This is a genomic window from Xanthobacter cornucopiae, from assembly GCF_043195065.2.
In the GTDB taxonomy this organism is placed as follows: Bacteria; Pseudomonadota; Alphaproteobacteria; order Rhizobiales; family Xanthobacteraceae; genus Xanthobacter.
This window is the reverse complement of sequence record NZ_CM195531.1, coordinates 4,432,128-4,458,245: the sequence shown is the minus strand read 5'-3', so window position 1 is coordinate 4,458,245 and position 26,118 is coordinate 4,432,128. Positions and strand designations below refer to the sequence as shown.

General features: G+C 68.8%; 33 protein-coding genes. 18 read left to right on the top strand and 15 right to left on the bottom strand.

Annotated elements, in window-relative coordinates; translation table 11 throughout:
- The first annotated feature begins 13 nt into the window (after positions 1-13).
- The 8 genes from V5F53_RS19605 (at position 14) to V5F53_RS19570 (ending at position 5,573) form a co-directional block, all read left to right on the top strand.
- Positions 14-343 carry a DUF3024 domain-containing protein gene (locus V5F53_RS19605; RefSeq protein WP_393997461.1) on the top strand — a complete coding sequence of 110 codons (330 nt, stop codon included), beginning with the start codon at positions 14-16 and terminating at the stop codon, positions 341-343.
- Between the two features lie 56 nt (positions 344-399).
- Positions 400-666, top strand: coding sequence for a DUF6129 family protein (locus tag V5F53_RS19600; protein WP_393997462.1), 267 nt, complete (start codon positions 400-402; stop codon positions 664-666).
- Positions 666-1,868, top strand: a complete 1,203-nt coding sequence (locus tag V5F53_RS19595) for a DegT/DnrJ/EryC1/StrS family aminotransferase (protein WP_393997463.1) — start codon at positions 666-668, stop codon at positions 1,866-1,868. Before V5F53_RS19600 ends, V5F53_RS19595 begins: the two co-directional genes overlap by 1 nt.
- 50 nt (positions 1,869-1,918) lie before the next feature.
- The gene (locus V5F53_RS19590; RefSeq protein WP_393997464.1) at positions 1,919-2,236 is read left to right on the top strand and encodes a ferredoxin; all 318 of its coding nucleotides are present in this window, start codon (positions 1,919-1,921) and stop codon (positions 2,234-2,236) included.
- A gap of 609 nt (positions 2,237-2,845) precedes the next feature.
- Positions 2,846-3,070: a hypothetical protein gene (locus V5F53_RS19585; RefSeq protein ID WP_393997465.1), complete on the top strand. Its 225-nt coding sequence runs from the start codon at positions 2,846-2,848 to the stop codon at positions 3,068-3,070.
- A gap of 256 nt (positions 3,071-3,326) precedes the next feature.
- Entirely contained in the window at positions 3,327-4,082 is a 756-nt protein-coding gene (locus V5F53_RS19580; protein WP_393997466.1) for a 4Fe4S-binding leucine-rich repeat protein, read from the top strand.
- Between the two features lie 217 nt (positions 4,083-4,299).
- Positions 4,300-5,061 (top strand): dienelactone hydrolase family protein, encoded by a 762-nt coding sequence (locus V5F53_RS19575; protein ID WP_393997467.1) that lies wholly within the window; start codon positions 4,300-4,302, stop codon positions 5,059-5,061.
- 188 nt (positions 5,062-5,249) lie between these two features.
- Positions 5,250-5,573 carry a hypothetical protein gene (locus tag V5F53_RS19570; RefSeq protein WP_393997468.1) on the top strand — a complete coding sequence of 108 codons (324 nt, stop codon included), beginning with the start codon at positions 5,250-5,252 and terminating at the stop codon, positions 5,571-5,573.
- A 68-nt stretch (positions 5,574-5,641) separates the two neighbouring features.
- On the opposite strand, the gene V5F53_RS19565 is transcribed toward V5F53_RS19570, so the two are convergent.
- Positions 5,642-6,184 carry a hypothetical protein gene (locus V5F53_RS19565; protein WP_393997469.1) on the bottom strand — a complete coding sequence of 181 codons (543 nt, stop codon included), beginning with the start codon at positions 6,182-6,184 and terminating at the stop codon, positions 5,642-5,644.
- A gap of 162 nt (positions 6,185-6,346) precedes the next feature.
- On the opposite strand from V5F53_RS19565, the gene V5F53_RS19560 reads away from it, so the two are divergent.
- Both V5F53_RS19560 and V5F53_RS19555 read left to right on the top strand, forming a co-directional pair.
- The gene (locus V5F53_RS19560) at positions 6,347-6,592 is read left to right on the top strand and encodes a hypothetical protein (protein ID WP_393997470.1); all 246 of its coding nucleotides are present in this window, start codon (positions 6,347-6,349) and stop codon (positions 6,590-6,592) included.
- 306 nt (positions 6,593-6,898) lie between these two features.
- Positions 6,899-7,138 carry a hypothetical protein gene (locus tag V5F53_RS19555; protein ID WP_393997471.1) on the top strand — a complete coding sequence of 80 codons (240 nt, stop codon included), beginning with the start codon at positions 6,899-6,901 and terminating at the stop codon, positions 7,136-7,138.
- A 223-nt stretch (positions 7,139-7,361) separates the two neighbouring features.
- Here V5F53_RS19555 and V5F53_RS19550 read toward each other — a convergent pair whose 3' ends face one another.
- The 4 genes from V5F53_RS19550 to V5F53_RS19535 all read right to left on the bottom strand — a co-directional run bounded on the left by V5F53_RS19550 (position 7,362) and on the right by V5F53_RS19535 (position 8,949).
- Positions 7,362-7,796, bottom strand: coding sequence for a group II truncated hemoglobin (locus V5F53_RS19550; protein ID WP_393997472.1), 435 nt, complete (start codon positions 7,794-7,796; stop codon positions 7,362-7,364).
- A 91-nt stretch (positions 7,797-7,887) separates the two neighbouring features.
- Complete coding sequence (locus V5F53_RS19545; protein ID WP_393997473.1) at positions 7,888-8,055, bottom strand: hypothetical protein; 168 nt, start codon at positions 8,053-8,055, stop codon at positions 7,888-7,890.
- Between the two features lie 38 nt (positions 8,056-8,093).
- Positions 8,094-8,438: a DUF6156 family protein gene (locus V5F53_RS19540; protein WP_393997474.1), complete on the bottom strand. Its 345-nt coding sequence runs from the start codon at positions 8,436-8,438 to the stop codon at positions 8,094-8,096.
- A gap of 61 nt (positions 8,439-8,499) precedes the next feature.
- Positions 8,500-8,949, bottom strand: a complete 450-nt coding sequence (locus V5F53_RS19535) for a Rieske (2Fe-2S) protein (RefSeq protein WP_393997475.1) — start codon at positions 8,947-8,949, stop codon at positions 8,500-8,502.
- A gap of 256 nt (positions 8,950-9,205) precedes the next feature.
- On the opposite strand from V5F53_RS19535, the gene V5F53_RS19530 reads away from it, so the two are divergent.
- From V5F53_RS19530 to V5F53_RS19520, 3 genes are all read left to right on the top strand, one after another.
- Entirely contained in the window at positions 9,206-9,856 is a 651-nt protein-coding gene (locus tag V5F53_RS19530) for a glutathione S-transferase family protein (RefSeq protein WP_393997542.1), read from the top strand.
- A 28-nt stretch (positions 9,857-9,884) separates the two neighbouring features.
- Positions 9,885-10,175 (top strand): aldehyde dehydrogenase, encoded by a 291-nt coding sequence (locus V5F53_RS19525; RefSeq protein WP_393997476.1) that lies wholly within the window; start codon positions 9,885-9,887, stop codon positions 10,173-10,175.
- Between the two features lie 170 nt (positions 10,176-10,345).
- The gene (locus V5F53_RS19520) at positions 10,346-10,576 is read left to right on the top strand and encodes a Rieske 2Fe-2S domain-containing protein (RefSeq protein WP_509212641.1); all 231 of its coding nucleotides are present in this window, start codon (positions 10,346-10,348) and stop codon (positions 10,574-10,576) included.
- Between the two features lie 53 nt (positions 10,577-10,629).
- Here V5F53_RS19520 and V5F53_RS19515 read toward each other — a convergent pair whose 3' ends face one another.
- The 3 genes from V5F53_RS19515 to V5F53_RS19505 form a co-directional block, all read right to left on the bottom strand.
- On the bottom strand, positions 10,630-11,031 hold the full coding sequence (locus V5F53_RS19515; RefSeq protein ID WP_393997477.1) for a DUF59 domain-containing protein: 402 nt from the start codon (positions 11,029-11,031) through the stop codon (positions 10,630-10,632).
- Positions 11,032-11,372: 341 nt separating this feature from the next.
- Positions 11,373-11,852 carry a hypothetical protein gene (locus V5F53_RS19510; RefSeq protein WP_393997478.1) on the bottom strand — a complete coding sequence of 160 codons (480 nt, stop codon included), beginning with the start codon at positions 11,850-11,852 and terminating at the stop codon, positions 11,373-11,375.
- A 148-nt stretch (positions 11,853-12,000) separates the two neighbouring features.
- A complete protein-coding gene (locus V5F53_RS19505) occupies positions 12,001-12,864 on the bottom strand; it encodes a xanthine dehydrogenase (protein WP_393997479.1) in 864 nt (287 codons plus the stop codon).
- A 299-nt stretch (positions 12,865-13,163) separates the two neighbouring features.
- Between V5F53_RS19505 and V5F53_RS19500 the strand changes: the two genes are divergently transcribed.
- Together V5F53_RS19500 and grxD are read left to right on the top strand one after the other, a co-directional pair.
- Positions 13,164-13,397 (top strand): BolA family protein, encoded by a 234-nt coding sequence (locus V5F53_RS19500; RefSeq protein ID WP_393997480.1) that lies wholly within the window; start codon positions 13,164-13,166, stop codon positions 13,395-13,397.
- Between the two features lie 74 nt (positions 13,398-13,471).
- The gene (gene grxD, locus V5F53_RS19495; protein WP_393997481.1) at positions 13,472-13,804 is read left to right on the top strand and encodes a Grx4 family monothiol glutaredoxin; all 333 of its coding nucleotides are present in this window, start codon (positions 13,472-13,474) and stop codon (positions 13,802-13,804) included.
- Positions 13,805-14,241: 437 nt separating this feature from the next.
- Here the strand turns inward: grxD and V5F53_RS19490 are convergent, their stop codons facing one another.
- Positions 14,242-14,736 carry a hypothetical protein gene (locus V5F53_RS19490; protein WP_393997482.1) on the bottom strand — a complete coding sequence of 165 codons (495 nt, stop codon included), beginning with the start codon at positions 14,734-14,736 and terminating at the stop codon, positions 14,242-14,244.
- A gap of 194 nt (positions 14,737-14,930) precedes the next feature.
- Between V5F53_RS19490 and V5F53_RS19485 the strand changes: the two genes are divergently transcribed.
- Positions 14,931-15,884: a 2-hydroxyacid dehydrogenase gene (locus V5F53_RS19485; RefSeq protein ID WP_393997483.1), complete on the top strand. Its 954-nt coding sequence runs from the start codon at positions 14,931-14,933 to the stop codon at positions 15,882-15,884.
- Between the two features lie 229 nt (positions 15,885-16,113).
- Here the strand turns inward: V5F53_RS19485 and lpxC are convergent, their stop codons facing one another.
- From lpxC to V5F53_RS19460, 5 genes are all read right to left on the bottom strand, one after another.
- Positions 16,114-17,046 (bottom strand): UDP-3-O-acyl-N-acetylglucosamine deacetylase, encoded by a 933-nt coding sequence (gene lpxC / locus V5F53_RS19480; RefSeq protein ID WP_393997484.1) that lies wholly within the window; start codon positions 17,044-17,046, stop codon positions 16,114-16,116.
- Positions 17,047-17,462: 416 nt separating this feature from the next.
- Positions 17,463-19,211 carry a cell division protein FtsZ gene (gene ftsZ / locus V5F53_RS19475; protein ID WP_393997485.1) on the bottom strand — a complete coding sequence of 583 codons (1,749 nt, stop codon included), beginning with the start codon at positions 19,209-19,211 and terminating at the stop codon, positions 17,463-17,465.
- 88 nt (positions 19,212-19,299) lie between these two features.
- Positions 19,300-20,625, bottom strand: a complete 1,326-nt coding sequence (ftsA, locus tag V5F53_RS19470; RefSeq protein ID WP_393997486.1) for a cell division protein FtsA — start codon at positions 20,623-20,625, stop codon at positions 19,300-19,302.
- Positions 20,622-21,527, bottom strand: a complete 906-nt coding sequence (locus V5F53_RS19465; RefSeq protein ID WP_509212637.1) for a cell division protein FtsQ/DivIB — start codon at positions 21,525-21,527, stop codon at positions 20,622-20,624. Before V5F53_RS19465 ends, ftsA begins: the two co-directional genes overlap by 4 nt.
- A 35-nt stretch (positions 21,528-21,562) precedes the next feature.
- Positions 21,563-22,483, bottom strand: coding sequence for a D-alanine--D-alanine ligase (locus V5F53_RS19460; protein ID WP_393997488.1), 921 nt, complete (start codon positions 22,481-22,483; stop codon positions 21,563-21,565).
- Positions 22,484-22,922: 439 nt separating this feature from the next.
- On the opposite strand from V5F53_RS19460, the gene V5F53_RS19455 reads away from it, so the two are divergent.
- A complete protein-coding gene (locus V5F53_RS19455; RefSeq protein WP_393997489.1) occupies positions 22,923-23,990 on the top strand; it encodes a methyl-accepting chemotaxis protein in 1,068 nt (355 codons plus the stop codon).
- Positions 23,991-24,083: 93 nt separating this feature from the next.
- Here V5F53_RS19455 and murB read toward each other — a convergent pair whose 3' ends face one another.
- Positions 24,084-25,058 (bottom strand): UDP-N-acetylmuramate dehydrogenase, encoded by a 975-nt coding sequence (gene murB / locus V5F53_RS19450; protein ID WP_393997490.1) that lies wholly within the window; start codon positions 25,056-25,058, stop codon positions 24,084-24,086.
- A 217-nt stretch (positions 25,059-25,275) separates the two neighbouring features.
- On the opposite strand from murB, the gene V5F53_RS19445 reads away from it, so the two are divergent.
- Positions 25,276-25,989 carry a sulfite oxidase-like oxidoreductase gene (locus V5F53_RS19445; RefSeq protein WP_393997491.1) on the top strand — a complete coding sequence of 238 codons (714 nt, stop codon included), beginning with the start codon at positions 25,276-25,278 and terminating at the stop codon, positions 25,987-25,989.
- The last annotated feature ends 129 nt before the right edge of the window (positions 25,990-26,118 follow it).

The following is a 26,118-nucleotide window of genomic DNA, read 5'->3' as shown; positions in this document are numbered from 1 at the left end:
AGGGAGGCATCCCATGGGGCAGGCCGCTCATCCCAACGATTTCGATCGCAGGCGGATCGAGCGGTCGCTCAAGAACCGCAAGCGCTATCGCTATGTGGAACCCCGGGTGCTGAGCGCCCCCGACGGCTATCGCATCGAAAGCGCCTGCTGTTCGCGCAACGTCGATCCCGAAGGCGGCGTGGTCGACATCGCCCTGTTGCGACACGACGCCGACGCCGGCACTTGGCATCTTTTTCGCAAGAACCACAAGACGAAGGACTGGGAGTTCGACAGCACGCATCCGCGGCTGGTGGAGCTTCTGGACTGTCTGAACACCGACAGTGAGCGCAAGTTCTGGCAGTGAGGCTCGCGCCCCTGCCACCCGGCGGCCCGGCGCCGCCAAAGCGGAGTAAAGCGGACATGGCAGTGAGCGACACCGACTTGTCGGAAATCGAAAAGGTGCTGGCGACCGAAGACCTCGCCACGCCTGCCTTCGCGGTGCTGCGTCAGCGCTTCCCGCAGCTGTCCTGGACCAAATGCGACGCATCCGACGTCACGGAGCCGCCGTTCCGCACCGTCGCGGCCTATGACATCCACCTGCTGGATACCGCCGATCACTGCGTGCAGCTCACCACCGATCTGGCCCGCGCCACCGGTATCGTCCTCGCCAAGCGGAGCGATGTGTGATGATCGACGACGATCTTGTCGCAGACCTGACGGACGACACCGACGGCGACGCCGCCGAGGCCACCTTCATCCCCCTCTCGGACCCGGACATCACCGTGGCCGAGCTGGAGGCGGTTGGCGCCGCCCTGCAGGCGCCCCGCCTGTCCGCCGGCCCCACGGTGGAAGCCTTCGAGACCGCCTTCGCCGCCTATGTCGGGCGCAAATATGCGGTGGCGATGCCGAGCGGCACCATGGGCCTGCTGCTCACCCTGCACGCCTACGGCATCGGGCCGGGAGACGAGGTCATCACCTCCCCCTATTCGTTCCGCGAGACCGCCCACGCCATCAGCCTCGCCGGGGCGCGGCCGGTGTTTGCGGACATCGACTATTGGGCCGGCACCATCCTGCCAGACAAGGTCGCGCCGCGCATCACCGACAAGACCAAGGCGATCGTCGCCGCCAACACCAATGGCCATCCCGCCGCCTGGGATGCCCTGCGGGCCCTGGCGAAGGCGCATCATCTCATTCTCATTGAGGATTCCACCGAGGCCATCGGCTCGCGCTACAAGGAGGCCCTGGTGGGCACCTTCGGCGACACCGCGGTGTTCGATTTCTCCCAGCCCGCGCCCCTCACCTGCGGCGAAGGCGGCATGGTGGTGACCGACGACGTGGATGTCGTCGTGGCGCTGCGCCGCTATCGCTCACACCGGCTCGACGAGCGCTCGTCGGTGGTGGTGAGCATGACCGCGCCCTACCAGGCGCCCATGAGCGAGCTGACCGCCGCCCTCGGCCTCGCCCAGCTCAACCGGCTGGAGGAGATCCTGGAGCGCCGCCGCTACGTGCAGCACCTCTATTACAAGTACGTGCAGTCGTTCGAGGGCATCAAGGACCCGTTCATCGGTCCCGATGTCACCGAGGTGCATTGGTTCCTCTACGTGGTGCATCTCGGCACCCGCTTCTCCAAGTCGAGCCGCGACGCCATCGTCGACGACCTGAAGGTGGAGAAGGTGGAGTCGGCGGCTTATGCCAATCCCCTGCACCTGCAGCGCCATTATTTCGACCTCGGCTATCGCCGCGGCGACTATCTCGTGACGGAAAAAGTGGCCGACCGCGCCATCGCGCTGCCGTTCCACACCCATCTGAGCGAGGAAGAAATCGAGTTCATCGTTGCAACGATGAAGGATGCCTCGATCAACGTAGGGGCGGGCTCCGCCATCTACTAGGCACCAACAACACGCAGCCCAACAAAATCCGGAAATGACAGGAGCTTTTGATGTCCAGCGTAGCCATTAAGGTTCTGCCGATCGACAAGACGGTTGAAGCCGCCGAAGGCGCGAACCTGTTCGAGGTGCTCACCGCCGTCGAGCCCCGCCTGCTCGACCGGCAGAAGGAGGACAAGGACGGCAGCTATTCCCACGTGTTCGTTCTGGAAGGCCGCAAGGGCCTGTCCAAGACCTCGCGCGAGGAAAACGAGAAGCTGGACGCCATCGTCGGCGTCGGCTCCAAGTCGCGCCTCGCCGCCCTGATCACCGTGCTCGGCACCGAGAACGTCACCGTGGAGCTGCTGGGCTTCGATTACGCCGGCCTCTGACGGCACGGCCTCCCGCCGGCTGGCGGCGCCCCGCGGGGCAACGTCAGCCGGCCAGCGGCAACCCATTGCCACCACGATGCGGCCCTTTTTCCCCGCGTCGGTTATTTGAAAGCGCGATTGACGGCGCTTCGGACGTGACCTCGCGACCGGAGCGCCCTTCAGCCCCACACGGCGCGAGTGCGTTTTCCGCCCCCGTCATCGTCGGGTGCCAGGCTGGAACCGTCCGGGCAACCGGGCGTCATTGGTCCATGATTTGCTTTGATTAATTGTATGGGAGCTGCCCACTGGCCTCACGCGGGGCTGGTGGGCAGCGCTTCCGACGCCGAGGGCAGAGTTCTTGGGCCCTTTCGGCCCGAGGCACACGGCTCCCGAGTTTGGAAGATTGACGACAGGCGCACCGAGCGCCGGATGCCCGGACGACATTCGGCCTCGCGCGCCTGTGGGATCGTTGCGCACGATCACGCGTTTCACCGCGCCCGCAGCAGAGCCCGGCGAAACATCGGAACCTCGCCGAAAGCCGACATAGCTTCCGCAGACTCCGGACAAAAGCTCCCTCGACGGGAAATCTGCACCAAAGCCTACACTGTCGCAGCACCACGGAGACGACACATGGACGACCAGAAGATCATCATCCACGCTCGCTTTTCTCCCGACGGCACCGTCGTGGAAATCAGCCAGCGCCCGACGGCCCTGACGCCCCAGGCATGGTTCAACCACCTCGCCGACAACGCTGCCAACGTCTACCAAGCCCTCGCGGGCGGCCGTGGCGTGTTCCGCCTCGACGCCACCCAACTCGCGGAATTCAAGGCCCCATTCGACTCGAAGGCCGCGTAATTGCTTCTTTGTTCATAACGGTGCCCCCCCACCGGGGCAATACGGGCAATTACGTAGGCACGGCTGCGCATCGTCCTTCCCGATGCGCAGCCGCAGCCCCCACCCCCGGCCCGCGCGGTCACGCATTCGCGACTGAAGCTGAGCCGGCAACACTGGATTTCACCTCGAACCGCGGTTAGCCTCGAATTCTGGAGGATGATCAGCGCGGGTGAGCGCGCAGGATCGCGGCCCTCCGCGTGGGTGCAGGAGGTTTCCAATGGTCGCCAGCAGCGAACTGCAGCCTGAGGCCCTGGACTGGCAGGGGCGCCCCCTGCGTTGCCAGGACTGCCCGCATGAGGACATTCACGCCGAAGGCCGGTGCGACCTGGGTGCCGTGTGCGTGGCGGACCGCCGCTACAGGCGCATCGACAACTTCTTTCGCCGCAATGCCGAACTGGCGGCGCGCTATCTGAGCCATCCCTATTTCGAAGTGCGCGTGCTGGCCGCCAAGCATGCCAGCGTCTTCGTGCTGCCATCGCTGATGGCCGATCCCGAGCCCGACGTCCGCGCCATGGTGGCCAGCCGGCTGCCGCTCCCCCGCGTCAGCGCCCTGCGCAGCGACCCGGACCCGGGCGTGCGCATCGCGGTGGCCAATCGTCTCGAGGGCAGCGCGCTGGTCACCTTGCTGGCGGACGAGGATTACCGCGTGCGCGTGGTCGCCGCCCGGCGCGCGCCTCCCGATGCCCTGGTCTACAGCATGCGCGACCCCGAAAGCGAGGTGCGGCGCGCGGTGGCCCGGCGCCTCGACCCCGCGGCCTTGGTGCGCATGGCCGGCGACGCCGATCCGCTGGTGCGGGTGATCGTCGCCGAGCGCCTGCCGCTGGCCCGCCTGACCCTGCTGCGCGAGGACCCGGACATGCGCGTGCGCTTCGCCGTTGCGGAACGGGCGGCGGGCTCCGACCTTGAAGTTCTGGCCAACGACCCGGTTCCCGAAATCGCCGAACTGGCCATGAGCCGACTGAAGCGCGCATAGGCCAATTAAAAAGCTGCCTTCGTCCGGTCATATCCAGGAATTCGATGGCGACGAGACTCCAAAGTTAGAGCCTGATCTCAAATTTATCCCTGAGGAGCGCCCACACGGCGCTCCTTTTTCTTTTCTGGCATTCTCTCTGCATCGTCCGAGCCGTAGTGACTGGCAGAACGAGCGGACCTGCCCCCTTCCTAGAAGCCGCTCGAAAGACGAGGATGCCATGATCGAGCTGACGACCGGAGACGCACAGACCTTCTCCGCCTACCGGGCCGACCCCGAGGGCCCGCCCAAAGGCGCGGTGGTCGTGGTTCAGGATGTTTTCGGCGTGGACGACACGGTCCGTGGACTTGCCGACGGCTTCGCGGCGGCGGGATACGTGGCCATCGCCCCGGCCCTGTTCGACAAGGTCAAGGCCAACATCGAGCTGCCGCCGGCGGCGGAGCAGGAGGGCCGCTCGCTGGCCGCGCAGGTGGGCACGCAATGGTCCCTCGCCGCCATCCAGGCCGCCGTGGACGCGGTCAAGGACGTGGGCAAGGTGGCCATCGTCGGCCACTCCTGGGGCGGCTACCTCGCCTACCACAGCGCCAATTACGTGCGCGGGCTGGCCTGCGTCATCGGCTATTGCGTCGATGGCCTGCTCGACGGTGCCCGCGAGAAGCGGCGGGTGCCAACCCTGCTCCACTTCGCGGAGAACGATCCGCAGGTTTCCGCCGAAGAGGTGCTCCAATTCCGAGCCGCGCGCCCGGATGTGTCGGCCTACCTCTATCCCGGCGCGGCCCACGGCTTCTCCCTCGCTGCGGCCGCCGCCTATGACCCCGCCTCGGCCCGGCTGGCCCAGGACCGGACCCTGTTCTGGATCTCCCAGTTCGTGGTTGGCCAGGGCCCGGTGCAGATGAAGAACGCCGGCGCCTACGCCCAGGCCAAGACCGAGCGCAAGGGCAAGAAGAAGGCGGACGACGACCTCGGCCCGCCCGAGGCCTGATCCCCGCGGCCGGCTCCCGGGCCGGCCGCAACCCCACCGGTCCCCTCTCGCCGGCTTGATTTCCCCGCGACCGCTTTTTACCTTGTTGCGAGCGCGACATGAACCTGTCCGGTTTTGCGCCGCATTGTCGCGAACCTGTTCCCGCGCGGCGCCGCGCGCCTTTCCGACGCGCTTCAGCGAGGCCAGACATGAGCGTGATCACGCACGATTTCGGCGCCGACAAGCGTCGCACCACCCGCCGGTTTCGCCAGCTTCTGAGCCTGGATGCGCTGCATGAGGCCAACCTGAAGGCCAACCCCCTGCCCTATCTGGAGCGCGCCAGCGAACGGATCTTCCAACTGGAAAAGGCCCTGTTCGAGGCGGCGCTGGCGAGCCGCCCCACCCCCGGCCAAACCTCCAGCGGCGAGACCGTGACAGTGGACGCAGCAGAATACCAGCGCCTGCGCGAGGCGGTAGCCCTCATCGAGGCCGCGCACCTGAGCTTCTCGGGCGCGGACGAGGACACCCCTTAGGCCAGACCCTCCCGGCTGGTCCGTGCCGGCGCGGGCGGGAAGCCCGCTGGCGAGAAGCGCCCCGGCGCCTACTGCGCCACCGGCGGCGTCCATTGATACAGGGCGCCCCAGCCGCTTTCGGCCCGCGCCTCGCAGATGAAGCCCTGCCGTCCGAGCGCCTCGGCCAAGCCCTGCCGTTCGCCGCTCTTCACGCTGGCCAGCACGCAAACCTTCTGGCCCTGCACCAGGTCCAGCAGGATGCCAAGAAGCCCGCCATCACGATGGCTCCGCGCCACGGCCGCATAGGCCACATGAATCGCCGTCCTGTTGCGCAGGCCCCATTCAAAATCGTCGCGCCGCGCCAGCAGCGCCCCCACGATGCCGCGCTCATTATCGACCAGGATGGGCGACAGACCCGACGTGCAGCAGGCCACGAGCTCCGACAGGACGCTTTCCTGCTCTTCCTCGCTATCCGCCTTGAAGGGCACGTCCGCGGAAACCTGGCGCAACAATCCCCAAATGCCCTGCACATCGGCGAGCGACGCCATCCGCTGAGTCAATTCAGCCATCACGCACTCCAATAGATAGATAATGAATGATGTAAATCTATCTTTCTGAGAAAAAAACTTCAAGTTTCAATTTTGATATGCATCAAAACCAAAGATGAGCCTGAAACTTCAACACCGATTCCGAACACATCTCGCAAGCCCGAGATCGGCCGGAAGTTGGCAAGAACCTTGCTCCCAGCTTCAATGCCTCGCCCGCCCTCGCGGGCGTCTCACTGGAGAAGGTGCATGTCTAACCCCGAGGGCTTCTTTGTGGATTGGGACGGCAATGTGCGCAGCACGCTCGACCCCGGCGGCGGCTATCTGTGCGAAGCCGACACGGTCGCCCGCTATGTGGCCATCAGCACCAAGAGCGGCGCGCTCGTCCACGAAGCCACCTTCTACAGGACCCTTGGCGATGTGGAGAAGGCCGGCATCCGCGCCAGCCTGGTGCCCGGCGCCCACCCCTGGGGCAAGAAGGCCGACGGCTTTTGAGCATCGTCCGCCCCAGCGCCTTCCGGTCCGCGTGACGGCACAGCGCGACCCTATTCCAAAGGCCCGTGAGCTTGGCTCGTGGGCCTTTGGTCCAGCCCGCGCGGCGCTGGGGCGGACCCACTCGGCACCGGTCGAAGACCGGGGCCGATGGTATTAAGGAATGGGAGCAGCCCGCCCGAGTCGCTCCCGCATGAAGGCAAGGCCTGGTGCCAAAGGTATTCCCGGCGATCGGCACGGGCCCCGGCCGGCGCACCCCGCGGCGGGGCCGGGCCACCGCCGCGCCGCCCTCAAGCCGAAAGGTGATCGATGCTGCCGACAACCATTCTCATCGACGAGGCCCCGCGCTGCGTCGTGCGGCCCAACGACCTGAAGGCCCTGAACCGGTTCATCAAGAACGGACGGGCCTACCTGCTGGCGCAGAAGCCGGAAGGCAAGATCACCCATCGCGCCGCATCGGATGCCGAGCTGGAGCAGTGGCAGGAGGCCTTCGCCCTGCACAAGGCCTGGGGTGGCGATGACGAGGATTTCTTCGGCACCCCCCTGTAGGGTTCCGCCTCCGTGGGGCCGACGGCCAGCCGGACGGCCGGCGCAAAAGCCAGGGCCCGGCCCCAGGCACGGAGCCCCGCCCCGTGGGTGCCGCGCCACGCGGATCAGCCAAGCGCCACCTCGCGCGCCACCTCGCGCTCCAGCCCGGCGCTCCAGCGCGTGCCGGCGCCCGCCGGCTGACGGGCGTCCGCCGACGCCGCCCCGCCGGGGCCGCGCCTCTCCCTCACGGCCGGGCGGCGTGCCCCACCGTGTCATGGGGATTGCCGGCGGTGTTGCGCATCCAGTCGGCGAGCTTGGCCATCGCCGCGTAGACTTCATCGCGCGCCACCGCATCCGCCACGGTTTCATCCAGCGCGCCGCGCATGCAGAGCAGCCAGGAATCCCGCTCCGCATTGCCGATGGCGAAGCCCATGTGGCGTTGGCGCAGGCGCGGATGCCCCTTCTCCGGCGAGTAGAGCTTCGGCCCTCCCGTCCATTCGCTGAGATAGCGCTTCAGCACCGCCTTGGTGGCGCCGAGGTCCTCGGCGTGCATCACGCGGATTCCCTGCGCTTCCGGCAGGCGATCCATGCGGGCGTAGAAGGCCTCCACCAGCCGGTCGATGGCGACCGCGCCGCCAAGGCGCTCATACATGGACTTGGTCTCGACGACGTCGGACATGACTTTCCTCGACCTGACCGCCGGGACACCCCTCGGCGCACCTGACGAAAACCACCTGGGCACACGCCACGCAAGAGCGGGATCGCGCCGCCTACTCCTCCATACTCGGCAGCAGGATCACCTCGGCCGGCGCGCCGGGCCCCTGGGCATCCACGAAATCGAGAGCGCTGACCAAAGACAGGCCGCCATCCGCCTCCATGAGCACCACCGCCTCGCCCGGCATGCGGGCCAGGGCCTCCATGAGCTGCGCAACCGTCATGGCCTTCTCCCTGTACGATGCCCGCCCCCGGGCCTGTCCTATCCGCCCGCCAGCGGCGCGCCGGTTTCGTCGAACCCCAGGATCACCGTTTCCTCGTCCATGGTGATCTCGGCCCGGCTCAGGCGGCCATTGTCGTGGTAATCGTAGCGATGCGCGAGTTCCACCTCGCCGTAGACCATCTTGTCGAAGCCCTTCAGCACGCCGGCCGCGTCGAAATAAGCGCGAATAAAAGTATTGCGGTGAGACAGCTGGGCTTCCGGAATGGCTTCAACCAGCTTGAAGGGCACCTTCACGCCGGTATAGGTGGTGAAAAAACGGCAGGTGGGCGCGCCGCCGGCCCCGTCCTCTGGCGCTTGCGGCGCCGTGGCATCCAATGCAGTCATGAAAACCTGCTTCATCAGTTGAAGGCCTGAAACGCGCGCACCCCTCGCGCCGCGCGTCTCTTCAATCCGGCGAGATCATGATTTCCATGGTGTCGTCGAGCTCGTCATAGGGAAAGGGGCGCTCGTCCTCCTCCACCAGGGCAACCCCGCACAGGCAGACGTCGTCGCCCACCACCACCAGGGCGATGGGCTCCAGGCTCTTGTCCTTGCACGGGCCCTCCGTGCAGGCGCCGCTTTCGATGTCGAACAGCGCCCCATGCCGGCCGCAGCGCAGCTGGGTGCCATCCTTGTTGAAGAACTCGCCGCCGCCGATGTTGAGCCAGGTTCCCTGGTGGGGGCAGGCGTTCACATAGCCCACGACCTCGGCGGCACCGGTGCGCACCACCAGGATGCGGAACGGCCGCGCCTCGCCATCGTCGCCGACACGCGACAGGTTGAAGGCCTTCGCCTCGCCCGGATCGATGTCCTCGATCTCGCAGATGGCATAAACCTCGATGTCATCAGCCGACATGGTGCCCGTCCTGCTGTTCTTCTTATCCGAGCGGCAGATGAAGGCCCGCGCCCGCCGCCCGGCGGCTGCGACCAGCTCCTCTGTCGCGAATGGCACAGCCGTGTCGGCTTCTCGTCCCGGCAAGCTGTGGAAACTCCGAATTGACCCGATATTTGCATGAACCGTGCCGCCCCGCCCGGACACCGGCCCCGCCCGCGCGCCGGGGCCCCGCGCGCGCCGCGCCCGACAGAAGGACCAGGCCCCCGCCATGGCGAACATGAAATTCTACATGACCCCCGGATCGTGCTCGACGGCGATCCACATCCTGCTCGAGGAGTTGGAGGAGGTATTCGAGGCCCACGTCCTCAACCTGCCGGCCGGCGACCATTTCAAGCCCGACTATGTGGCGATCAATCCCAAATCCACTATTCCGGCCCTGGTGCGGCGGGACGGCAGCGTGCTCACCGAGATGGTCGCCATCGGCTTCTGGCTGGGCAAGAGCCACCCGCGCGCCGGCCTCTGGCCCACCGAGCTGGAAGCCGAGACCCGCGCCCTGGAAGCCATGGCCTATGTGGTGAACACCGTGCACGGCCAGGGCTTCGCGCGCATCTTCGCCACCCCGAGCTTCGCCGGCACCGCCACCGACCAGGACAAGATGAAGGCCCTGGGACGCGACATCGTCACCCAGGGCTTCGCCATCCTCGACGCACTCCTGGCGGGTCGCGACTATGTGGCCGGCGCCTTCTCGGCAGCCGACCCGTTCCTGTTCTACGTGGAGTTCTGGGCCGACAAGACCCACGTCCCCCTGCCCTCCAATGTCGCCGCCCATTACCGGCGCATGCTGGAACGCCGCGCGGTGCAGCAGGTCCTGCGCGAGGAAGGCTACAACACCGCCACCCTCGGCGCCGCCGCCCGCGTGCTCAACTGATCCACCCGCCCCAGGCCCGGAGAAAGCGATGACACAGACCCTGACGATGGTGGTGGACGAGGCCAACCGGGACGACCTGTCCCGCAAAGCGGGCCTGTTCCTCTACACCGACACCCGGCTCTGGCTGCAGAACGGCGCGGTGCACCGCGCCGATGGCCCGGCCCTGCTCTCCCCGGATGGCGTGGAGCGCTGGTATGTCCATGGACAGGAGGTGACGCGGGCGGTGAGGGCGTTCTTCAAGGAACAGGGCTGGCCGCTCGCCGCCGGGCTCGACACCGCCGAGAAGCAGGCCACCTTCGGTGCGCGCTTTTCGGCATGAACCCGACGCGACGGCGCAAAGCCGACGCGTCGGGTCCCACACGCGCCCGTCCCCGTCCATGTTCATGAAGCTGTGTGACCGGTCGGCCCTGAGGGAAGGCGCCCTGCTGCTCTGCGCGCGTCGGCGACATCCCGCTGCTGGCGGTCTGGCCGCAGGGCGCCGCCGGGCGCGTGCTGCCGGGCACTTGCCCCCACACCGGAGCCTTGCTGACGGATGCTGATTTCGACGGGCGCGTGCTGACCTGCCGTGCCCATGAATGGATGTTCGACGCCGCCAGCGGCCTCTGCATCCGGGGGCGCCCATGCGCCCTGGCGAGCTACCCGGTCGAGGCGAGGGGCGACACCATCTTCGTCAGGACGGACGGGGTCGTCCCGCACCGGCGGCACCCGGACCGGGACTGACCGGAGCGCCCGCCGGGGCCGCCCCGCCACCGTGGACGGCACCGCCGATGGGCTCAGAGCAGGCCCAGTTCCAATTGTACCTCTTCCGACATGCGCGACTTGTCCCATGGCGGATCGAACACAAGGCTCATCTTCACCTCGGCGATCCCCGCCACCGCGCTCACCGCCTCCTGGACCCAGCCCATCATGGTGCCGGCCACCGGACAGCCCGGCGCGGTCAGGGTCATGTCGATCTCCACCAGGCCCTCGGGCTTCAGGTCGATGCGATAGACGAGGCCAAGGTCATAGATGTTCACCGGAATTTCCGGGTCGTTGACCGTGCGCAGGGCGGAAACGACCGCCTCCAGCAGCGTCGCATCCTTCGGCGCGAAATCCTCGTAGGACGTCACCTCGCCGTCCACATAGAGCGTGGGCGCGGCCGGAGAGTCGAAACCGTAATCAATGTTCTCCGTCATCTGACAGTCGCCTCCAGCAACCAATCCAGTCACGGACCTGCATCCAGTCCCGCTGATGTAGGCATTCGCGCGGCCATGCGACAGGGACCCCGCCGCATCTTACCGCCCTTCCCTTCGGTGGCACCGCGCGACCTTCGCTCCGCGGCGCCTCCCGCCGTCCCGCGACCCCTCGCGCGGCCCGCGGCCCGGACACCCGATCCTTCTGCCTGTCGTGTGCGTTCCACCTCGAAATGCCGCGGGCGCGGTACACTTCCGCGCGGGAATTACGGCTTTTCACCATCCCGGCGCCTCGCGGCGCCTCTCTCCATGCGCTGTGCAAAGGCGATGCCACGCGACGGAGATCAGGCCAGCCCGTCGGCCAGGGCCGCCACCACCGGCCATCCGACCGCGCCGGCGGGATCGAGCACCTTCAGCGCGGCCAGCTTTTCGGCCGCCGCCTCCGGCTGGTTCTGGCGCAGATTGATGAAGGCGAGAGCCTTCAGGGTATAGAGGGCGAACCGGCCGGCCCCCTCCGGCAGCGGATCTTCCGGCGCCCATCGGCGCCAGTCCGCATCCCAGCCGGCCTGAATGCACGCCTCCCGCAGCCCGCCCTCGGCGGCGCGCTGGGCCTCGTCCAGGTGCCCCTGGTAGGTATGAATCTTATAGAGGCAGAAATAGGTGGGCAGCTCGTGCGGCGCCGCCGCCAGGGCCTGGCGAAACAGCTGGTCGGCCTGGGCGCGATCGCGCCGATAGGCGATGACGCCCTGCTGGAGCAGGGCGTTGATGCCGGGCGGCAGGTCACCGAAATTGATGACATCCGTGTTCGGAAACAATTCAATCATGAACGGCGGCCTCGTGTGCGACCGACGGACACCGGAACAGGGGCCTCATACCATCGGCCCCGGTCTTCGACCGGTGCCGAGTGGGTCCGCTCACGCGCCGCGCGGGCTTGACCAAAGGTCCATGAGTCAAGCTCATGGGCCTTTGGTATTACTTCAGGATCGGGAGCGAAACGCCTTTCGCCGTCGGCTTGGCCGTGCGGAAGGACAGCGCCTGGGTGACCGCCTGGGCGATGATGAGGGCCCGGGCGTCCAGCCCGGTCCAATTGGCATGGCGACCGCGCGGGTCGATTTCCAGCAGCTTCACGCCGGACGGCACCTCGGTGCCGTCGCGCACCACGCCGCGCACCACGCCGTCGAAGGGCGCCCGCACCGGCTCGCCGCCGAGATGGCCGATCAGGAAATCCTTGTACACCCGGGTGCCGATCTCGATGGCGGTGTGCCAACGGCCAGGCTCCTGCGAATGGACAAAGCGCTCCGAGCGGCTGTTGCCCAGAGGACGGGCAATGCCGTCCGGCGCGTCGGTGGGGCCGCTCTGGATGATCTGGCCTTCCTTGCCGGGCCGCGTCTCGATGGCGACGTCGCAATTGGCGCCGCCGCTGAAGCCCGGCCCGAGGCCGATGGTGAGCGCCGCGAGCCGCCGCAGATCCGGCGTGACCTGGTATTTGTTCATGCGCGCATCCACCAGAAGGTCGATGGCGCCGATGACGATGAGGTCGAGAAGACCGAGGTTGGTGACCATCACCGCGTCGCGGCGGGCAAGACCGACCCGGATCTCCATGGAGGCGTCGACGCGGGCGGCGACCACCCCGTCCACTTCCACCCGATCCTCGAACAAGGCGTCGTGGAACGCCATCTTGCGCCGAATGACCGGCAGCGCCGGGTCATGAGACAAAACCACGCCATAGCCGGAGCGGTGCAGGTGCACCGCCACCGCCGACGCGATCTCATTGGTCCCAAGGATCGCCGCGAAAGCCGGGGGCCGGCGGCGGTCCTCATGTCGTGTTTCGCTCATGATCCGTCTCTTGTCACGGAGGCTGGGCCGTGGAAAGCAAGACCCAGGCCGATTTCGGCGCACGCGCCGCATTCCGGCTTTTCGGCCAAGCCGCACCCCATCAGGCGGGGCACCCCCGGCGCGCCGACAGTGACCCCACGCTGTCGCAAAGCCGACAGGTCGAAGCCGGCGGGAATCCGCCAAGCCGGTGCCGTCCGGGCGAAGCGGGGGCCGGCACCTTGTTCCGCCGCGGGTCAGGCGCGCCCGCCCCGCGTGGTGCCGACTTTGCATGGGGAACGCACCAAAGAGGAGCACAGACCATGGCCATGGACGGAGCCGAAATCGAACGGCTCGTGAAAACCGCCCTTCCGGACGCCCACGTGGTGATCGTCGACCTCGCCGGCGATGGCGACCACTACGCCGCCCGGGTCACCTCCGAGGCCTTCAAGGGCAAGAGCCGCGTGCAGCAGCACCAGATGGTCTATGCCGCGCTCCAGGGACAGATGGGCGGCGCCCTGCATGCCCTCGCCCTCGAGACCATCGTTCCCAAATAGCCCGCCCGCGCCCCGCCGGGGGCGCGGCTCATCCCTTCCCCGCCTTTTTCTTTCTCACTTTCAGGATCATGCCCATGGCTTCGACCGCTGAGCGCATCAAGGACATCATCGACGGCAACGACGTTGTTCTTTTCATGAAGGGGGTGCCGCAGGCGCCGCAGTGCGGCTTCTCCGGGGCCGTGGTGCAGGTGCTGTCCCAGGTGGGCGTGCCCTATAGCGCCGTCGACGTGCTGCAGGACCCCTTCATCCGCGAAGGCATCAAGTCCTTCTCCAACTGGCCGACCATTCCCCAGCTCTACATCAAGGGCGAGTTCGTGGGCGGCTGCGACATCGTCCGCGAGATGTTCCAGACCGGCGAGCTGACCACCCTGCTGACCGAAAAGGGCATCCTCGCCCCGGCCTCCTGAGTGGCCACACCATACCACCTCCGCGCCGAAACGGTGCGGGGGTGGATGTCGGGATAGACCGCGATGCGCGCGCCCGACAGGCCCCCCGGCGGCGACCCGTCGCCGCCACACGGTGCCCGAGCCCGGGCCACATGGACGTCAACCCCGCCCGCCTCGCCCGAGTCATCACACCGGGGCAAAGCACCGGGGCAAGCGTCATCACGGCCGGGAAGCTGCCGCCGACCCGCGATCGCGCGTGATGCATCCCCTGCCATCTCCTGTGCACCGGGACGGCGGAGACCCCAGCGATGTGCGGCAGGCATCACCCAGGCGCCCGGGCGGGGAGCCTCATGGCCGCGGTCCCGAACTGCGCGCGGGGGCCGCCGAACAGGTTCGCTTAAAGACGCCGCGCGGGCGCGACCGTGGCCCGTGAGTCAAACTCACAGGCCACTCTGGTCTTACTTGGCGCCAGCGGCGGTGGTGACGACGCCCGCCAGCCAATCCTGCTGCGTCACATTGGCGGCGCGGGCCTTGGCGCTCACCGCGTCCACCACCGACGGGGGCAGCGGCACGTCGAGGATGATGGAATCGACCGATTCCAGGGCATAGACCAGCCGCACGGTGCGCGCGGCGAAGGCCTGCATGCGGACCGTCTTCTGCGCGTCGCTCAGCGAGCCGTTGGCCGCCACGGTGGGGCAATACGCGCTCACGAGGCCGTCGATGATGAGCGCCGGGCGCAGGCCGCTGGCGCGCAGCTTGTCCACCGCCGCGTTCAGGACCGACGGATTGTCCAGCGGATCCCCGCCCGCCAGCAGCGCCGCGACCTCGGCGGATGGCGCTTGCCCCGCCGGCAGCCACGCGCATTCAAACGCCGGAGCGGCGGCGAGACCCGCGCGGGGCATGGCACAGATCGCCAGCGCGGCGACAAGGGCGTACAGAGGCGCTTTTTTCATGATGAATCCTGCACATGGAAGCCTGACGGCCATTTCGGCACAGCTCTGACACGCCGCTCGCCCGATTGCAACGCGGCCGTTGGGTGCGTCTGGTCGCAGGCCCGGCCACCGCTGCCGGTGACGGCTTTCGCCGCGACGGGAGCGAAAAGCGGCTATAGCGGGACACCCCTTGTCGCATCCGCCCGGATCATCCCATGACCTCCCCCTCCCTCCGCCCGCCTGTCCTGCTGTGGGCCTGCCTCGACATTCCACCCGCGCCCTGGCTCACCGTGTTCGCCCGCGAGATGCCGGAGCTGGAGATCCGGGTCTGGCCGGACATCGGCGACCCCGCCGACATCACCTATGCCTTCGTCTGGAAGGTGCCGCCGGGGGTGCTCGCCGGCTTGCCCAACCTTCAGGCGGTGTTCTCCCTCGGCGCCGGCGTCGATCGCATCCTCGGGGCCGACGTGATGCCGGCCCACCTGCCGCTGGTGCGCATGGTCGATCCCGGCCTCAAGGAGGGAATGGGCGAGTTCGTCCTCATGCAGGCCCTCCACTACCATCGGGCCATGCCAGCCTACGCGGCCCAGCAAGCCCGCCGGGAGTGGCGCGACCTTGAGGTGCCGCTGGCGCGCCGTCGCACCGTCGGCGTCATGGGCCTCGGCCAACTCGGCCGCCATTGCGCGGAAATCCTGGCGCGGATCGGCTTCCCGGTGCGCGGCTGGGCCCGCTCCCCCCACGACCTGCCCGGCATCGCCACCTTCCACGGCGCGGACGGGCTCTCCGCCTTCCTTTCCGGCTGCGAGATCCTGGTGTGCCTGCTGCCGCTGACCCCCGACAGCCGTGGCATCCTCAATGCGGAAACCTTCGCCCGCATGCCCCACGGCAGCCATCTCATCAATGTGGGGCGCGGCGGCCATCTGGTGGACGCCGACCTGCTGGCGGCGCTGGACAGCGGGCAGATCGCCGGCGCCACCCTCGACGTCTTCCAGGTGGAACCGCTGCCGCCGGAGCACCCGTTCTGGTCGCACCCGCGCATCGTCGTGACGCCCCACGTCTCGGCGCCCACCTACCCCGACACGGCAGCGCCCACCGTCATCGACGGCATTCGCCGCCACCGCGCGGGCCAGCCCCTCTTGAACCTGGTGGACCGCGCCATCGGCTACTGACCGCGCATCGGCAGGCAAAATGCCGGGCACACAAAAAACCGGCGCGGCGCAACCGCCGGGCCGGTTTTTCTTGCAAAGGGAAAGGGAATGGACCGCTCAGCGGAAGGAAAGGCGGAACCCTGCCTCCCTTCGTACCGGCCAGGACGCCAGCCTCCTCAGCGCGCACCTGCGTGACGTCACGCGAGACCCAGGCTCACACGCGACAGGCCGATGCCGCCTGTCTGCCGGATCACCGATCCGGCGCGAACACCGGAACCGGGGTGGCCGCGGCGATCTCCGCGCCGACGCTCTCGCGCACCGGACGGGCCTCCTCCACCACCGCATAGGCCGAGCGATCGGCCAGCAGCGCGTTCACCATCTGGAAGTTCAGCTTGTGGCCGCCGCGGAACGAACGGTAGCGGGCCAGCAGCGGCAGGCCGGCGAGGGCCAGGTCGCCCACCGCATCCAGGGCCTTGTGGCGCACGAACTCATCGGCGAAACGCAGGCCATCGGGATTGATGACGCCCGCCTCGTCCAGGCACACGGTGTTGTCGAGGGCGGCCCCCCGGGCATAGCCGGCGGCGCGCAGGCGCTCCACATCCTTCAGGAAGCCGAAGGTGCGGGCCCGCGCCAGCTCGCGGCGGAACACGCCGGGCGACAGGGTGGCGGCGAAGCGCTGGCGGCCGATGCTGTCATGGGAGAAGTCGATTTCAACTTCGAGGCGGAAGCCGGCGTCGTAAGGCAGGAGCTCGCCGAAGGCGGCGCCGTTCTCCACACGCACCGGCTTCAGCACCTTGAGATACTTCCGGCGTCCGCGCAGGGTGGCGACGCCGGCGGCGTCGATGGCCGCCACGAATTCCACCGCGCTGCCATCGAGGATCGGAACCTCGGGGCCGTCGATCTCCACCACGGCATTGTCGATGCCGAGGCCGTTGAAGGTGGCAAGCAGGTGCTCCACCGTGGACACCAGGGCGCCGGAACGGTCGCCGAGCACGGTGGCGAGGTCGGTGGCCTGCACCGACTTACTGGACACGGTGGCCTTGCGCGGGGCGCTGTCGGCAAAGGAACGAACGAAGACGATTCCGGTATTCGCAGCCGCCGGCTTCAGGGTGAGGGTCGCCTCGACGCCAGCGTGAACGCCGACTCCCTTGAGGGCAATCTCGCGAGCCAGAGTGGTCTGCATAATCGGTGTCGTCCCATGCTCGGGGCGCACGGGCCATGAAATGGCCCAACGCTCTCCCCTAAAGCTCCACCATGCCTTCCCACTTTCGCCGCCGCGGTCACAAGAAATGATGAACGCGCAACGTGTGGGCCGATCAGGATTGGGGGCACCCTAGTCCGCTCGCCGCGCTGCGCCAAATCACGCTTGCTTACCGCCTGTTACCAACCGAAAAACTGGAATCATTCATATTTAACAAAAGCTTGAAGCCGGCCACTCGGGTCGGCTCCACGGCGATTGTTACATTCTGGAAGAAGGCCGCGCCGCCGACTCGCGCCCCCGGCCCCGGCGTTGGGCCGGCGCCGGGGGTGCTCTTGGATCTGGCGGCTGGACCGCCCCGAAGCGGGGCGAAGGCCGGCGCGGGGCGCCGGCCGACAGCCTCAGTTGGCCTGGCGCCGGAGGAAGGCGGGAATGTCCAGGTGGTCATCCTCCTCGCCGCGCTGCGGCGCGGGACGGGAGGGAACCTCCATCACCGGGCGGGTCTGCGGCCGCTTGGCGAACTCGGACACCGCCTCGCCGGGATAGCCGCCCACCACCGGGCGCTGGTCCTGCGGACGCTGCTCCTGGTAGCGCTGATCGGCGTAGCGCGGGTCCTGCGGGCGGCGCTCGGGGGCGCGCATGCTCGGCTGGTCGCGGCGCGGCGCGGGCTCAGGCTCGACCTCCTCGCGGCGTCCCACATGAGCGAGGCGCTGCAGCAGGGTCATGCGCTTCTTGTCGGGCTGGGCCTGCTCCACCGGCGGCTCGCCGCGCTGGGCGCGGATCTGGTTCTGGGCCGGCAGCGGCAGCTCGTCCACCCGCGGCATGCGCGGGCCGCGCGGGCGCTGGCTCTGCGGCGGGATATAGGGAGCGAACTCGTCCTCCTCCGGCATCGGCGCCGGGGCGGGGGCCGGCTCCGGCTCGGAGAAGAAGGACGGCTTGGGCTGGCTGGCGCGGATGGTCACCTCGTCGATGGCCACCGCCTGCTCGTGCAGCGGCGCCGCGGCGTGCTGGCCGATGCCGGCGCTGGTGGCGAAATCCTCGAGGCCGATCAGGTCCTCGGCAGAGATGGAGGCGACCGCCGAGCGGATCTGCGCGTCGCGGGCAGCTTCCACCGCCACGCGGCCGGCGTTGGACATCTTGCGGCCCTGGAGGTCGGCCGGCGGCTGGATCTGGTCGGGAATAGAGGCCGGGTCGATGCCGGTGGCCACCACGGACACGCGGATGATGCCATCCAGCATCTCGTCGAAAGTGGCGCCGAGGATGATGTTGGCGTCGGGGTCCACTTCCTCGCGGATGCGGGTCGCCGCCTCGTCCACCTCGAACAAGGTCATGTCCTTGCCACCGGTGATCGAGATCAGCAGGCCGCGGGCCCCCTGCATGGAGGTCTCGTCGAGCAGCGGGTTGGCGATGGCGGCCTCGGCGGCCTGCAACGCGCGCTTCTCACCGGAGGCCTCGCCGGTGCCCATCATGGCCTTGCCCATGTCGCGCATCACGGCGCGCACGTCGGCGAAGTCGAGGTTGATGAGGCCTTCCTTCACCATCAGGTCGGTGATGCAGGCGACGCCCGAATACAGCACCTGGTCGGCCATCGCGAACGCGTCGGCGAAGGTGGTCTTCTCGTTGGCCACCCGGAACAGGTTCTGGTTCGGGATGACGATGAGGGTGTCGACGCTTTTCTGCAGCTCGGTGATGCCGTGCTCGGCCACGCGCATGCGGCGCAGGCCCTCGAAGTGGAACGGCTTGGTCACCACGCCCACGGTGAGGATGCCGAGCTCGCGGGCGGCGCGGGCCACCACGGAGGCGGCGCCGGTGCCGGTGCCGCCACCCATGCCGGCGGTGATGAACACCATGTGCGAGCCGGACAGGTGATCGCGGATCTCGTCGATGACTTCCTCGGCGGCGGCGCGGCCCACCTCCGGCTGGGAGCCGGCGCCCAGGCCCTCGGTCACCGCAACGCCCATCTGCACCACGCGCTCGGCCTTGGTCAGCGCCAGGGCCTGGGCGTCGGTGTTGGCGACCACGAACTCGACCCCGTTGAGGCCCGAGGCAATCATGTTGTTGACGGCGTTGCCACCCGCGCCGCCCACACCGAACACCGTGATCCGGGGACGGAGCTCACGAATGTCGGGCATCTGAAGGTTGATCGTCATGTTTTCGCTCCGTCGAACCCGCTCGGCTCAGTCCGCCTCTCGAAGAATCCGTCGACCACTGTGTTACTGCCGATTTGGTTAACCATGTCTAAAAGCTGTCCTTCAGCCAGCGTCCGACGCGGCCGAAATATCCCTGTGGCTCGGCCCCTGCCGCCTGCCGGCGGCGGGGCTCAAAGTGTTCAAGGCCAGCGGCTTGCGGGTACACCAGCAGGCCCGCGGTGACCGCGAACGCAGCGCCGCGCGCCGCCTCCGGCAGGCGCGAAACTCCTAACGGCCGGCCGATGCGCACCTGGGGACCTATGACCCGCGCCACCAGGTCCGCCAGCCCCTGCAATTGGGCGGCGCCGCCGGTGAGCACGATGCGCCGGCCCGCGTCCCCGGCATGCCCCGAGGACTTCAGCCGATCGCGAATCAGCTCCACGATCTCTTCTGCCCGAGGACGCACGATGGTGACCAGACGGGACTTGGGCACCATCTGCGGCTGATCGCGCTGGTCGCCGGACAAGGGCGGCACGGTGAGCATGTCGTGCTCGTCGGACGACACCGCCACCACCGCCCCATGCAGCGCCTTCATGCGCTCGGCATCGGCCAGCCGGGCCGGCAGGCCGCGGGCGACATCGTTGGTGATGTGGTGGCCGCCCAGGGCCACCCCGTCCACATAGACGCAGTGCCCGCCGTCGACGATGGCGAAGGTGGTGGTGCCCGCCCCCATGTCGATGAGGGTGACGCCCAGCTCCATCTCGTCGTCGGTGAGCGAGGACAGCGCCGCCGCATAGGGCGCCGCCACCATCGCCTCGATGGAGAGGTGGCAGCGCTCCACGCACAGCACCAAGTTCTTGAGGGCGGTCAGGTCGGCGGTGATGACATGCATGTCGGCGCCGAGCTCCTGGCCCAGCATGCCGCACGGCTCGCCGATGCCCGAGCGCCCGTCCAGGGAATAGCCCACCGGCAGCGCATGCATGACGGCGCGGCCGTCGCCCACCGCATAGGTGGAGGCGGCCTCCAGCACGCGGCGGATGTCGAACTCCTCCACCGACGGGGCGGTGAGGCGCACCGCCGCCTCATAGTGTTGGGAGGCGAGCCGGCCGCCCGACACCCCCACCACCACCGAGGCGATCTGCACGCCGGAGGCGCGCTCGGCCATGTCCACCGCCTGGCGAATGGCAAGCTCGGCCTTCGCCATGTCCACCACCGCGCCGCCCTTGATGCCATAGGCGCGGGTGTGGCCGATGCCGAGCACGTCGATGGAATGGGTCCGCCGGCGCAGCACGTCGGAGGCGCCACGGGGCTTCAGCTTGGCAATGGCGCACACCACCTTGCTGGTGCCGATGTCGAGCACACCGACGATACCGCTCTTCTTCGCGGGCAGCGGGCGCATCTTGGGCGCGAACCCCTGGGCGAGCCGGGACCTCATGCGGGGCCTCCCTTCTTGGCCTTGGCCTTCGCCTTCAGCGTCTCCTCGCGGGCGGCGGCGGCGGCATCCGACAGGCGCACCGCCACCCGATCGGGCAGGCGCAGGTCGACGATGGTGATGTCACGGGTGAGCAGCTTCTTGTCCCGGTCCAGGGCCACGAGCTGCATCAAGGCGCCGTCCATGCCCACCTCCGGCAGGCGGACGTCGATGCCGTTGCGGGTCTTCAGGGTCCAGCGCCGCTCGGCCACCAGGATGGCGGCGCGCACCTGGTCCTTCAGGCTCGGCAGGCGGGCGAGGGCATCCACGATCTCGCCGACCCGCTTGTTGGCGCCCTCGCCGACCACGATCGGCAGGTCCACATAGCGCGGGTCGTCCGAATAGGGGGCGATGGGGGTGCCGTCGCGGGCGATCACCTTGATCTCGCCGTTGATCTGCCAGAGCGAGAACGCCTCGCGCTCGGTCACCGAGATGTCGATGCGGTCGGGAAACTGCTTGCGCACGCTCGCCGCCTGGATCCAGGGCAGCGCCTCCAGCTTCTCGCGCATGTCGTCGGCGTTGACGAACAGGATGGAGGTCGAGCCCTTGATCCCCGCCGCCTGGAGGATCTCCTGCGGCGTCACATGGTTGTGCCCGGAAAGATTGACCTCGCGGATCTTGAAGCCGGCCACGTTGGCGGCGGCGTCGGCCAGGTCCATGCCCACCTCCCGCGCCTCCTGCACATGGCCGCCGAGGACGATGCCGTAGGCGGAAAAGCCGCCGATCACCGCCACCGTCAGCAGGCTGGCGCCGCGCCGGCCGAGCCGCGACCCCGCCAGCCGCACCCGGAAGCGGCGCAGCAGCAGCGCCATGCGGCTGGCCGGCCGCGGCTCCAGCGGCAGGCGCTTATGGCGGCCGGGCGGCACGGGCGCGGCCTGCGGCCCCTCGGGCCTCACCGCCCTTACCGATCCAGGGACGCGTCCTCCACCATCCATGTCACAAGCTCGCCGAATGAGATGCCCGCGTGGGCTGCCATGTCGGGCACCAGCGAGGTCGCGGTCATGCCGGGCTGGGTATTGACCTCCAGGCAGACGAGACCGGAGGTCCCCCCCCTGGACGCGTCGTATCGGAAGTCCGCGCGAGACACCCCCCGGCAGCCGAGAGCTCGGTGCGCCGTTAGGCTTAACATCCGCACCTGCTCGTAAACTTCAGGTAAAATGCGAGCCGGAAGAATGTGCCGCGAGCCACCCGGTGCATACTTGCTTTCATAGTCGTAAAAAGGTTGCGTGGCCTCGATTTCGATGACCCCGAGGGCGGTGTCGCCCATCACCCCGCAGGTCAGTTCCAGGCCCGGAATAAACGCCTCCGCCAACAGGATTTCACCGAACGACCAGTCGTCCCGGTGCAGTTCCTGGGGCGGATGGGCCTGGCCCTCGCGCACGATGAACACGCCGACGCTGGAGCCCTCGGCCACCGGCTTCAGCACATAGGGGGGCTCCAGCACATGGCCGCGCGCGGCTTCCGCCCGGCTCACCACCCGCCCCGTCGCCACCGGCACGCCGGCCGCCGCCAGCGTGATGCGCGCCTGGGCCTTGTCCATGGCCAGGGCCGAGGCGAGCACCCCGGAGTGCGAATAGGGAATGCGCAGGATCTCCAGCACCCCCTGGATGGTGCCGTCCTCGCCGGGATGGCCGTGCAGCACGTTCAGCGCCGCATCGGGCTTCAGGCGCGCCAGCACCTCGCCCACGTCACGCCCCACGTCCACCCGGGTCACGCGATAGCCCGCTCCCTCCAGCGCCGCGGCGCAGGCGGCACCGGAGTTCAGCGAGACTTCCCGCTCGGACGACCATCCGCCCATCAGCACCGCCACATGTTTCGCCATGATTGCCCATTGCTCCTGAAACCCCGCGCCTGAGGCCGCGGAGCGCATCGGAAAAAGCGGTTTGCCAGCGCGCATGCGCGACGCCCGCAGTGAAAACCGGCGCCAGTGTGCAATTCGCTAAAGACGGTGCTGATTCTTTCGGCACATGCCCGCGACGCGGGCCGTCGCCGGCAACGGCCGGGCCGGGGACACCCGGCGCCCGCAACACCGCCACAGGCGGCCACGCCGGCGCCCCGCCGCCGGGAGAGGGCCCGCCGCGGCCCCTTTGAATCCCAAGGACTTGCTGCCGCCGGGGCGGCCGCGACTCACCGCCCGCCATTGTCGCGAAGACGAGGCGGAAAGCGATTCGTCCTTAGGCGAAAGCCTGCCGCCGGTCCCGCTGCATACTTGGCACGCATCTTGCGGGGTATTCCGGTAGCATCCATCAGGAGGTAGTCACATGACCGCTGAACCGGAACGGATTGTGATGCTGTCGGAACATATCGGCGCCATTGCCGATCAGAAGATCGCTCAAATAAACGGCGTCACGCGCGAAACCCAGATCCTCGCGCTCAACGCCCTGATCGAGGCGGCCCGCGCGGGCGATGCCGGCCTCGGCTTTTCCGTGGTCGCCAACGAGGTCAAGGCGGTCTCGAAGCGGATCCAGGACATCTCCGGCGCCCTCTCCTCCGATCTCGCCCGCTCCATCGTCGAGCTCACCGACATCGGACGCCGCATGGCCGAGCAGGTCCGGGGGCAGCGTCTGGCCGATCAGGCGCTGAACATGATCGAGATCATCGACCGCAACCTTTACGAGCGCTCCTGCGACGTGCGCTGGTGGGCCACCGACTCGGCCGTGGTGGACTGCCTGGAAGCGCCCGGCCCGGACACCGCCCGCCACGCCAGCGACCGGCTGGGGGTGATCCTGCAGAGCTACACGGTCTATCTCGACCTGTGGATCGTCGATGCCAACGGGCGGGTGGTGGCCAATGGCCGGCCATCGCAATACCGCTCCGTCGTCGGAACCGATGTCTCGCAGACCGAGTGGTTTCGCGCCGCCATGGCGACCCGCAGCGGCGACGACTTCACCGTGGGCGACGTGCAGACCGTGCCGGCGCTCGACCGCGCCCAGGCGGCCATCTACGCCACCGCGGTGCGGGCCGGCGGCGAGGCCGGGGGCCGGCCGCTGGGCGCCCTGGGCATCTTCTTCGACTGGCGGCCCCAGGCCGCCGCGGTGGTCAACGGCGGACGGCGCAGCGCCGACGAGCAGGCCCGCACCCGTTGCCTGCTGCTGGATTCCCGGCACCGGGTCATCGCCGCCTCCGACAACAAGGGCCTTCTCTCCGAAGTGTTTCCCTTGAAGGCGCATGGCGACAGCGGCCACTACATCGACCCGCAGGGCGCCATGGTGGCCTTCGCCCTGACGCCGGGCTACGAAACCTATCGCGGGCTCGGCTGGTATGGCGTCATCGTCCAGGGCCGCCCGGCGGCCCTGAGCGGGCAGTTGACGTTGCAGGTGGCGCGCTGAGCACGCCGGGCGCCCGGGGCGCCGCCCGGGGCGGGGGTGCCGTGCGCCGGGCCCCCTCCCCGGGGCGGGGTGACGCCCGCCACCGGTGGCGCCTCAGGACGCGCCCGGGATGCCGATCCGCTTGATCTCCCATTCGAGCTCCACGCCCGAATGCTCCCGCACCCGCCGACGCACCTCTTCCCCCAGCGCCTCGATCTCGGCGGCGGTGGCCCCGCCCAGGTTGACCAGGAAGTTGGTGTGCAGCTCCGACACCTGGGCCCGCCCAAGGGTGAGGCCCCGGCAGCCGGCCGCGTCCACCAGCCGCCAGGCGCTGGCACCGGGCGGGTTCTTGAAGGTGGACCCGCCGGTGCGGCTCTTGATGGGCTGGCTCGCCTCGCGGCTTTCGGTGATCCGCGCCATCTGCGCGGCGATCTCGGCCCGGTCCCCGGGCCGCCCCTGGAACAGCGCCCGGGTGAAGACCAGGTCGCGCGGCGCCGCGCAGTGGCGATAGGTGAAGCCCATGTCGGCGGCGGAGAGCGTCACCCTCGCGCCGGCGCGGGTCACCGCCTCCGCGGACACGAGCACGTCCTTGACCTCGCCGCCATAGGCGCCCGCATTCATGCGCAGGGCGCCGCCGATGGCGCCCGGCACACCGCGCAGGAAGGCGAAGCCCTCAAGCCCCGCCTCGGCGGCGGCGCGCGCCACCTTCACGTCCGGCACGCCGGCGCCGGCGGCGATGCACTCCCCCTCCACCACGATTTCGGTGAAGCCCCGGCCCAGGCGGACCACCAGCCCCGGCACGCCGCCATCGCGCACGATCAGGTTGGAACCAAGGCCGATGACGGTCACGGGCACCTCCGCCGGCGTGGCCGCCAGCATCGCGGCGAGGTCGTCCGCATCGGCGGGCAGGAACAGCGCCTCGGCCGGACCGCCGACGCGGAACCAGGTCAGCTCGGCCAGCGGCGCGTTGGCCTCCAGCCGGCCACGCAGGCCCGGCAGGCGGGCGCGCAGGCCGGCGACAAGATCCACCGAGGGGGCCGGCGCCTCGGGCGGCGGTTGGGGATGGGGCTGGGAGTCCGCCACGCTCATAACACTTGTCCGGGTCGAAGGGGCGTTCCGGCCGGCAGGCCGGATCTGGCCTGCCTGTCCCACACCGGACGGTCGAGGGCAAGCGACAGCGGCCCGCCGCCCCGCATGGACGGCCCTGCGGGCCGAGCGGACCTCGCTCGCACGTGATCGCTGACGGGGTGAGGCGGCGCCCGCGCCGTGGCATGATGAGAGCCCCTCCCGCCCCGGACCTGCCCCGATGAGCGAACCTCCCGTAGACCAACCCGGCCGCGCCGCTGGCGAAAGCCCCCTCCCGCCGGCAACCGGCCCCGCCGCCAGCAAGCTGACCGCCACCAAAACCCGCTGGGCCGAGGAACGGCGCTTCCTCACCGGCCGCCCGGTCCGGACCGACCATGACCGTCTGCCCCCGGGCCAGCATCTGGTGCGCGACTGGCCGGTGCTTGATCTCGGCGAGCAGCCCGAGGTTCCGCGATCCGCCTTCCGGCTGGACGTCACCGGAGCGGTGGAGAACCCGGTGTCCTGGGACTGGAGCGCCTTCGCGGCGCTGCCGCAGACCCGCCGCGTCAGCGACATCCATTGCGTCACCACATGGTCGCGCTACGACAATGCCTGGGACGGCGTCGCCACCCGCGCCCTGCTCGACCTCGTGCGCCCCACGCCCGACGCCCGCGCGGTGATGCTGCGCAGCCACGACGGCTACACCACCAACCTGCTGCTGGAGGATTTCGCCGATGCCGAGGCCCTCGTCGCCCATTCCTGGGAGGGGCGGCCGCTGACCCGCGACCATGGCGGGCCGGCGCGCCTGGTGGTGCCGCACCTTTATTTCTGGAAGAGCGCCAAATGGCTGCGCAAGATCGAGCTGCTCACCGCCGACAAGGCCGGCTTCTGGGAGCGGCGCGGCTACCACATGCGCGGCGACCCCTGGGCCGAGGAACGCTACGCCGAGGACTAAACACCTAGCCCGGGCCGGGTCATAGTCCCCGGTCGGGGGTCCATCCCCGCGTAGGCGGGGGAGCCGTGGTCCCAGGCAAATAGGCCGCATAAAGCGAGGGTCCATCCCTGAGCTGCTTCCGGCACCAGA

Coding starts and splice junctions, on each gene's coding strand:
- V5F53_RS19605 (WP_393997461.1), top strand. CDS start 14: ATGGGGCAGGCCGCTCATCCCAACGATTTCGATCGCAGGCGGATCGAG.
- V5F53_RS19600 (WP_393997462.1), top strand. CDS start 400: ATGGCAGTGAGCGACACCGACTTGTCGGAAATCGAAAAGGTGCTGGCG.
- V5F53_RS19595 (WP_393997463.1), top strand. CDS start 666: ATGATCGACGACGATCTTGTCGCAGACCTGACGGACGACACCGACGGC.
- V5F53_RS19590 (WP_393997464.1), top strand. CDS start 1,919: ATGTCCAGCGTAGCCATTAAGGTTCTGCCGATCGACAAGACGGTTGAA.
- V5F53_RS19585 (WP_393997465.1), top strand. CDS start 2,846: ATGGACGACCAGAAGATCATCATCCACGCTCGCTTTTCTCCCGACGGC.
- V5F53_RS19580 (WP_393997466.1), top strand. CDS start 3,327: ATGGTCGCCAGCAGCGAACTGCAGCCTGAGGCCCTGGACTGGCAGGGG.
- V5F53_RS19575 (WP_393997467.1), top strand. CDS start 4,300: ATGATCGAGCTGACGACCGGAGACGCACAGACCTTCTCCGCCTACCGG.
- V5F53_RS19570 (WP_393997468.1), top strand. CDS start 5,250: ATGAGCGTGATCACGCACGATTTCGGCGCCGACAAGCGTCGCACCACC.
- V5F53_RS19560 (WP_393997470.1), top strand. CDS start 6,347: ATGTCTAACCCCGAGGGCTTCTTTGTGGATTGGGACGGCAATGTGCGC.
- V5F53_RS19555 (WP_393997471.1), top strand. CDS start 6,899: ATGCTGCCGACAACCATTCTCATCGACGAGGCCCCGCGCTGCGTCGTG.
- V5F53_RS19550 (WP_393997472.1), bottom strand. CDS start 7,796: ATGTCCGACGTCGTCGAGACCAAGTCCATGTATGAGCGCCTTGGCGGC.
- V5F53_RS19545 (WP_393997473.1), bottom strand. CDS start 8,055: ATGACGGTTGCGCAGCTCATGGAGGCCCTGGCCCGCATGCCGGGCGAG.
- V5F53_RS19540 (WP_393997474.1), bottom strand. CDS start 8,438: ATGACTGCATTGGATGCCACGGCGCCGCAAGCGCCAGAGGACGGGGCC.
- V5F53_RS19535 (WP_393997475.1), bottom strand. CDS start 8,949: ATGTCGGCTGATGACATCGAGGTTTATGCCATCTGCGAGATCGAGGAC.
- V5F53_RS19530 (WP_393997542.1), top strand. CDS start 9,206: ATGAAATTCTACATGACCCCCGGATCGTGCTCGACGGCGATCCACATC.
- V5F53_RS19525 (WP_393997476.1), top strand. CDS start 9,885: ATGACACAGACCCTGACGATGGTGGTGGACGAGGCCAACCGGGACGAC.
- V5F53_RS19515 (WP_393997477.1), bottom strand. CDS start 11,031: ATGACGGAGAACATTGATTACGGTTTCGACTCTCCGGCCGCGCCCACG.
- V5F53_RS19510 (WP_393997478.1), bottom strand. CDS start 11,852: ATGATTGAATTGTTTCCGAACACGGATGTCATCAATTTCGGTGACCTG.
- V5F53_RS19505 (WP_393997479.1), bottom strand. CDS start 12,864: ATGAGCGAAACACGACATGAGGACCGCCGCCGGCCCCCGGCTTTCGCG.
- V5F53_RS19500 (WP_393997480.1), top strand. CDS start 13,164: ATGGCCATGGACGGAGCCGAAATCGAACGGCTCGTGAAAACCGCCCTT.
- grxD (WP_393997481.1), top strand. CDS start 13,472: ATGGCTTCGACCGCTGAGCGCATCAAGGACATCATCGACGGCAACGAC.
- V5F53_RS19490 (WP_393997482.1), bottom strand. CDS start 14,736: ATGAAAAAAGCGCCTCTGTACGCCCTTGTCGCCGCGCTGGCGATCTGT.
- V5F53_RS19485 (WP_393997483.1), top strand. CDS start 14,931: ATGACCTCCCCCTCCCTCCGCCCGCCTGTCCTGCTGTGGGCCTGCCTC.
- lpxC (WP_393997484.1), bottom strand. CDS start 17,046: ATGCAGACCACTCTGGCTCGCGAGATTGCCCTCAAGGGAGTCGGCGTT.
- ftsZ (WP_393997485.1), bottom strand. CDS start 19,211: ATGACGATCAACCTTCAGATGCCCGACATTCGTGAGCTCCGTCCCCGG.
- ftsA (WP_393997486.1), bottom strand. CDS start 20,625: ATGAGGTCCCGGCTCGCCCAGGGGTTCGCGCCCAAGATGCGCCCGCTG.
- V5F53_RS19460 (WP_393997488.1), bottom strand. CDS start 22,483: ATGGCGAAACATGTGGCGGTGCTGATGGGCGGATGGTCGTCCGAGCGG.
- V5F53_RS19455 (WP_393997489.1), top strand. CDS start 22,923: ATGACCGCTGAACCGGAACGGATTGTGATGCTGTCGGAACATATCGGC.
- murB (WP_393997490.1), bottom strand. CDS start 25,058: ATGAGCGTGGCGGACTCCCAGCCCCATCCCCAACCGCCGCCCGAGGCG.
- V5F53_RS19445 (WP_393997491.1), top strand. CDS start 25,276: ATGAGCGAACCTCCCGTAGACCAACCCGGCCGCGCCGCTGGCGAAAGC.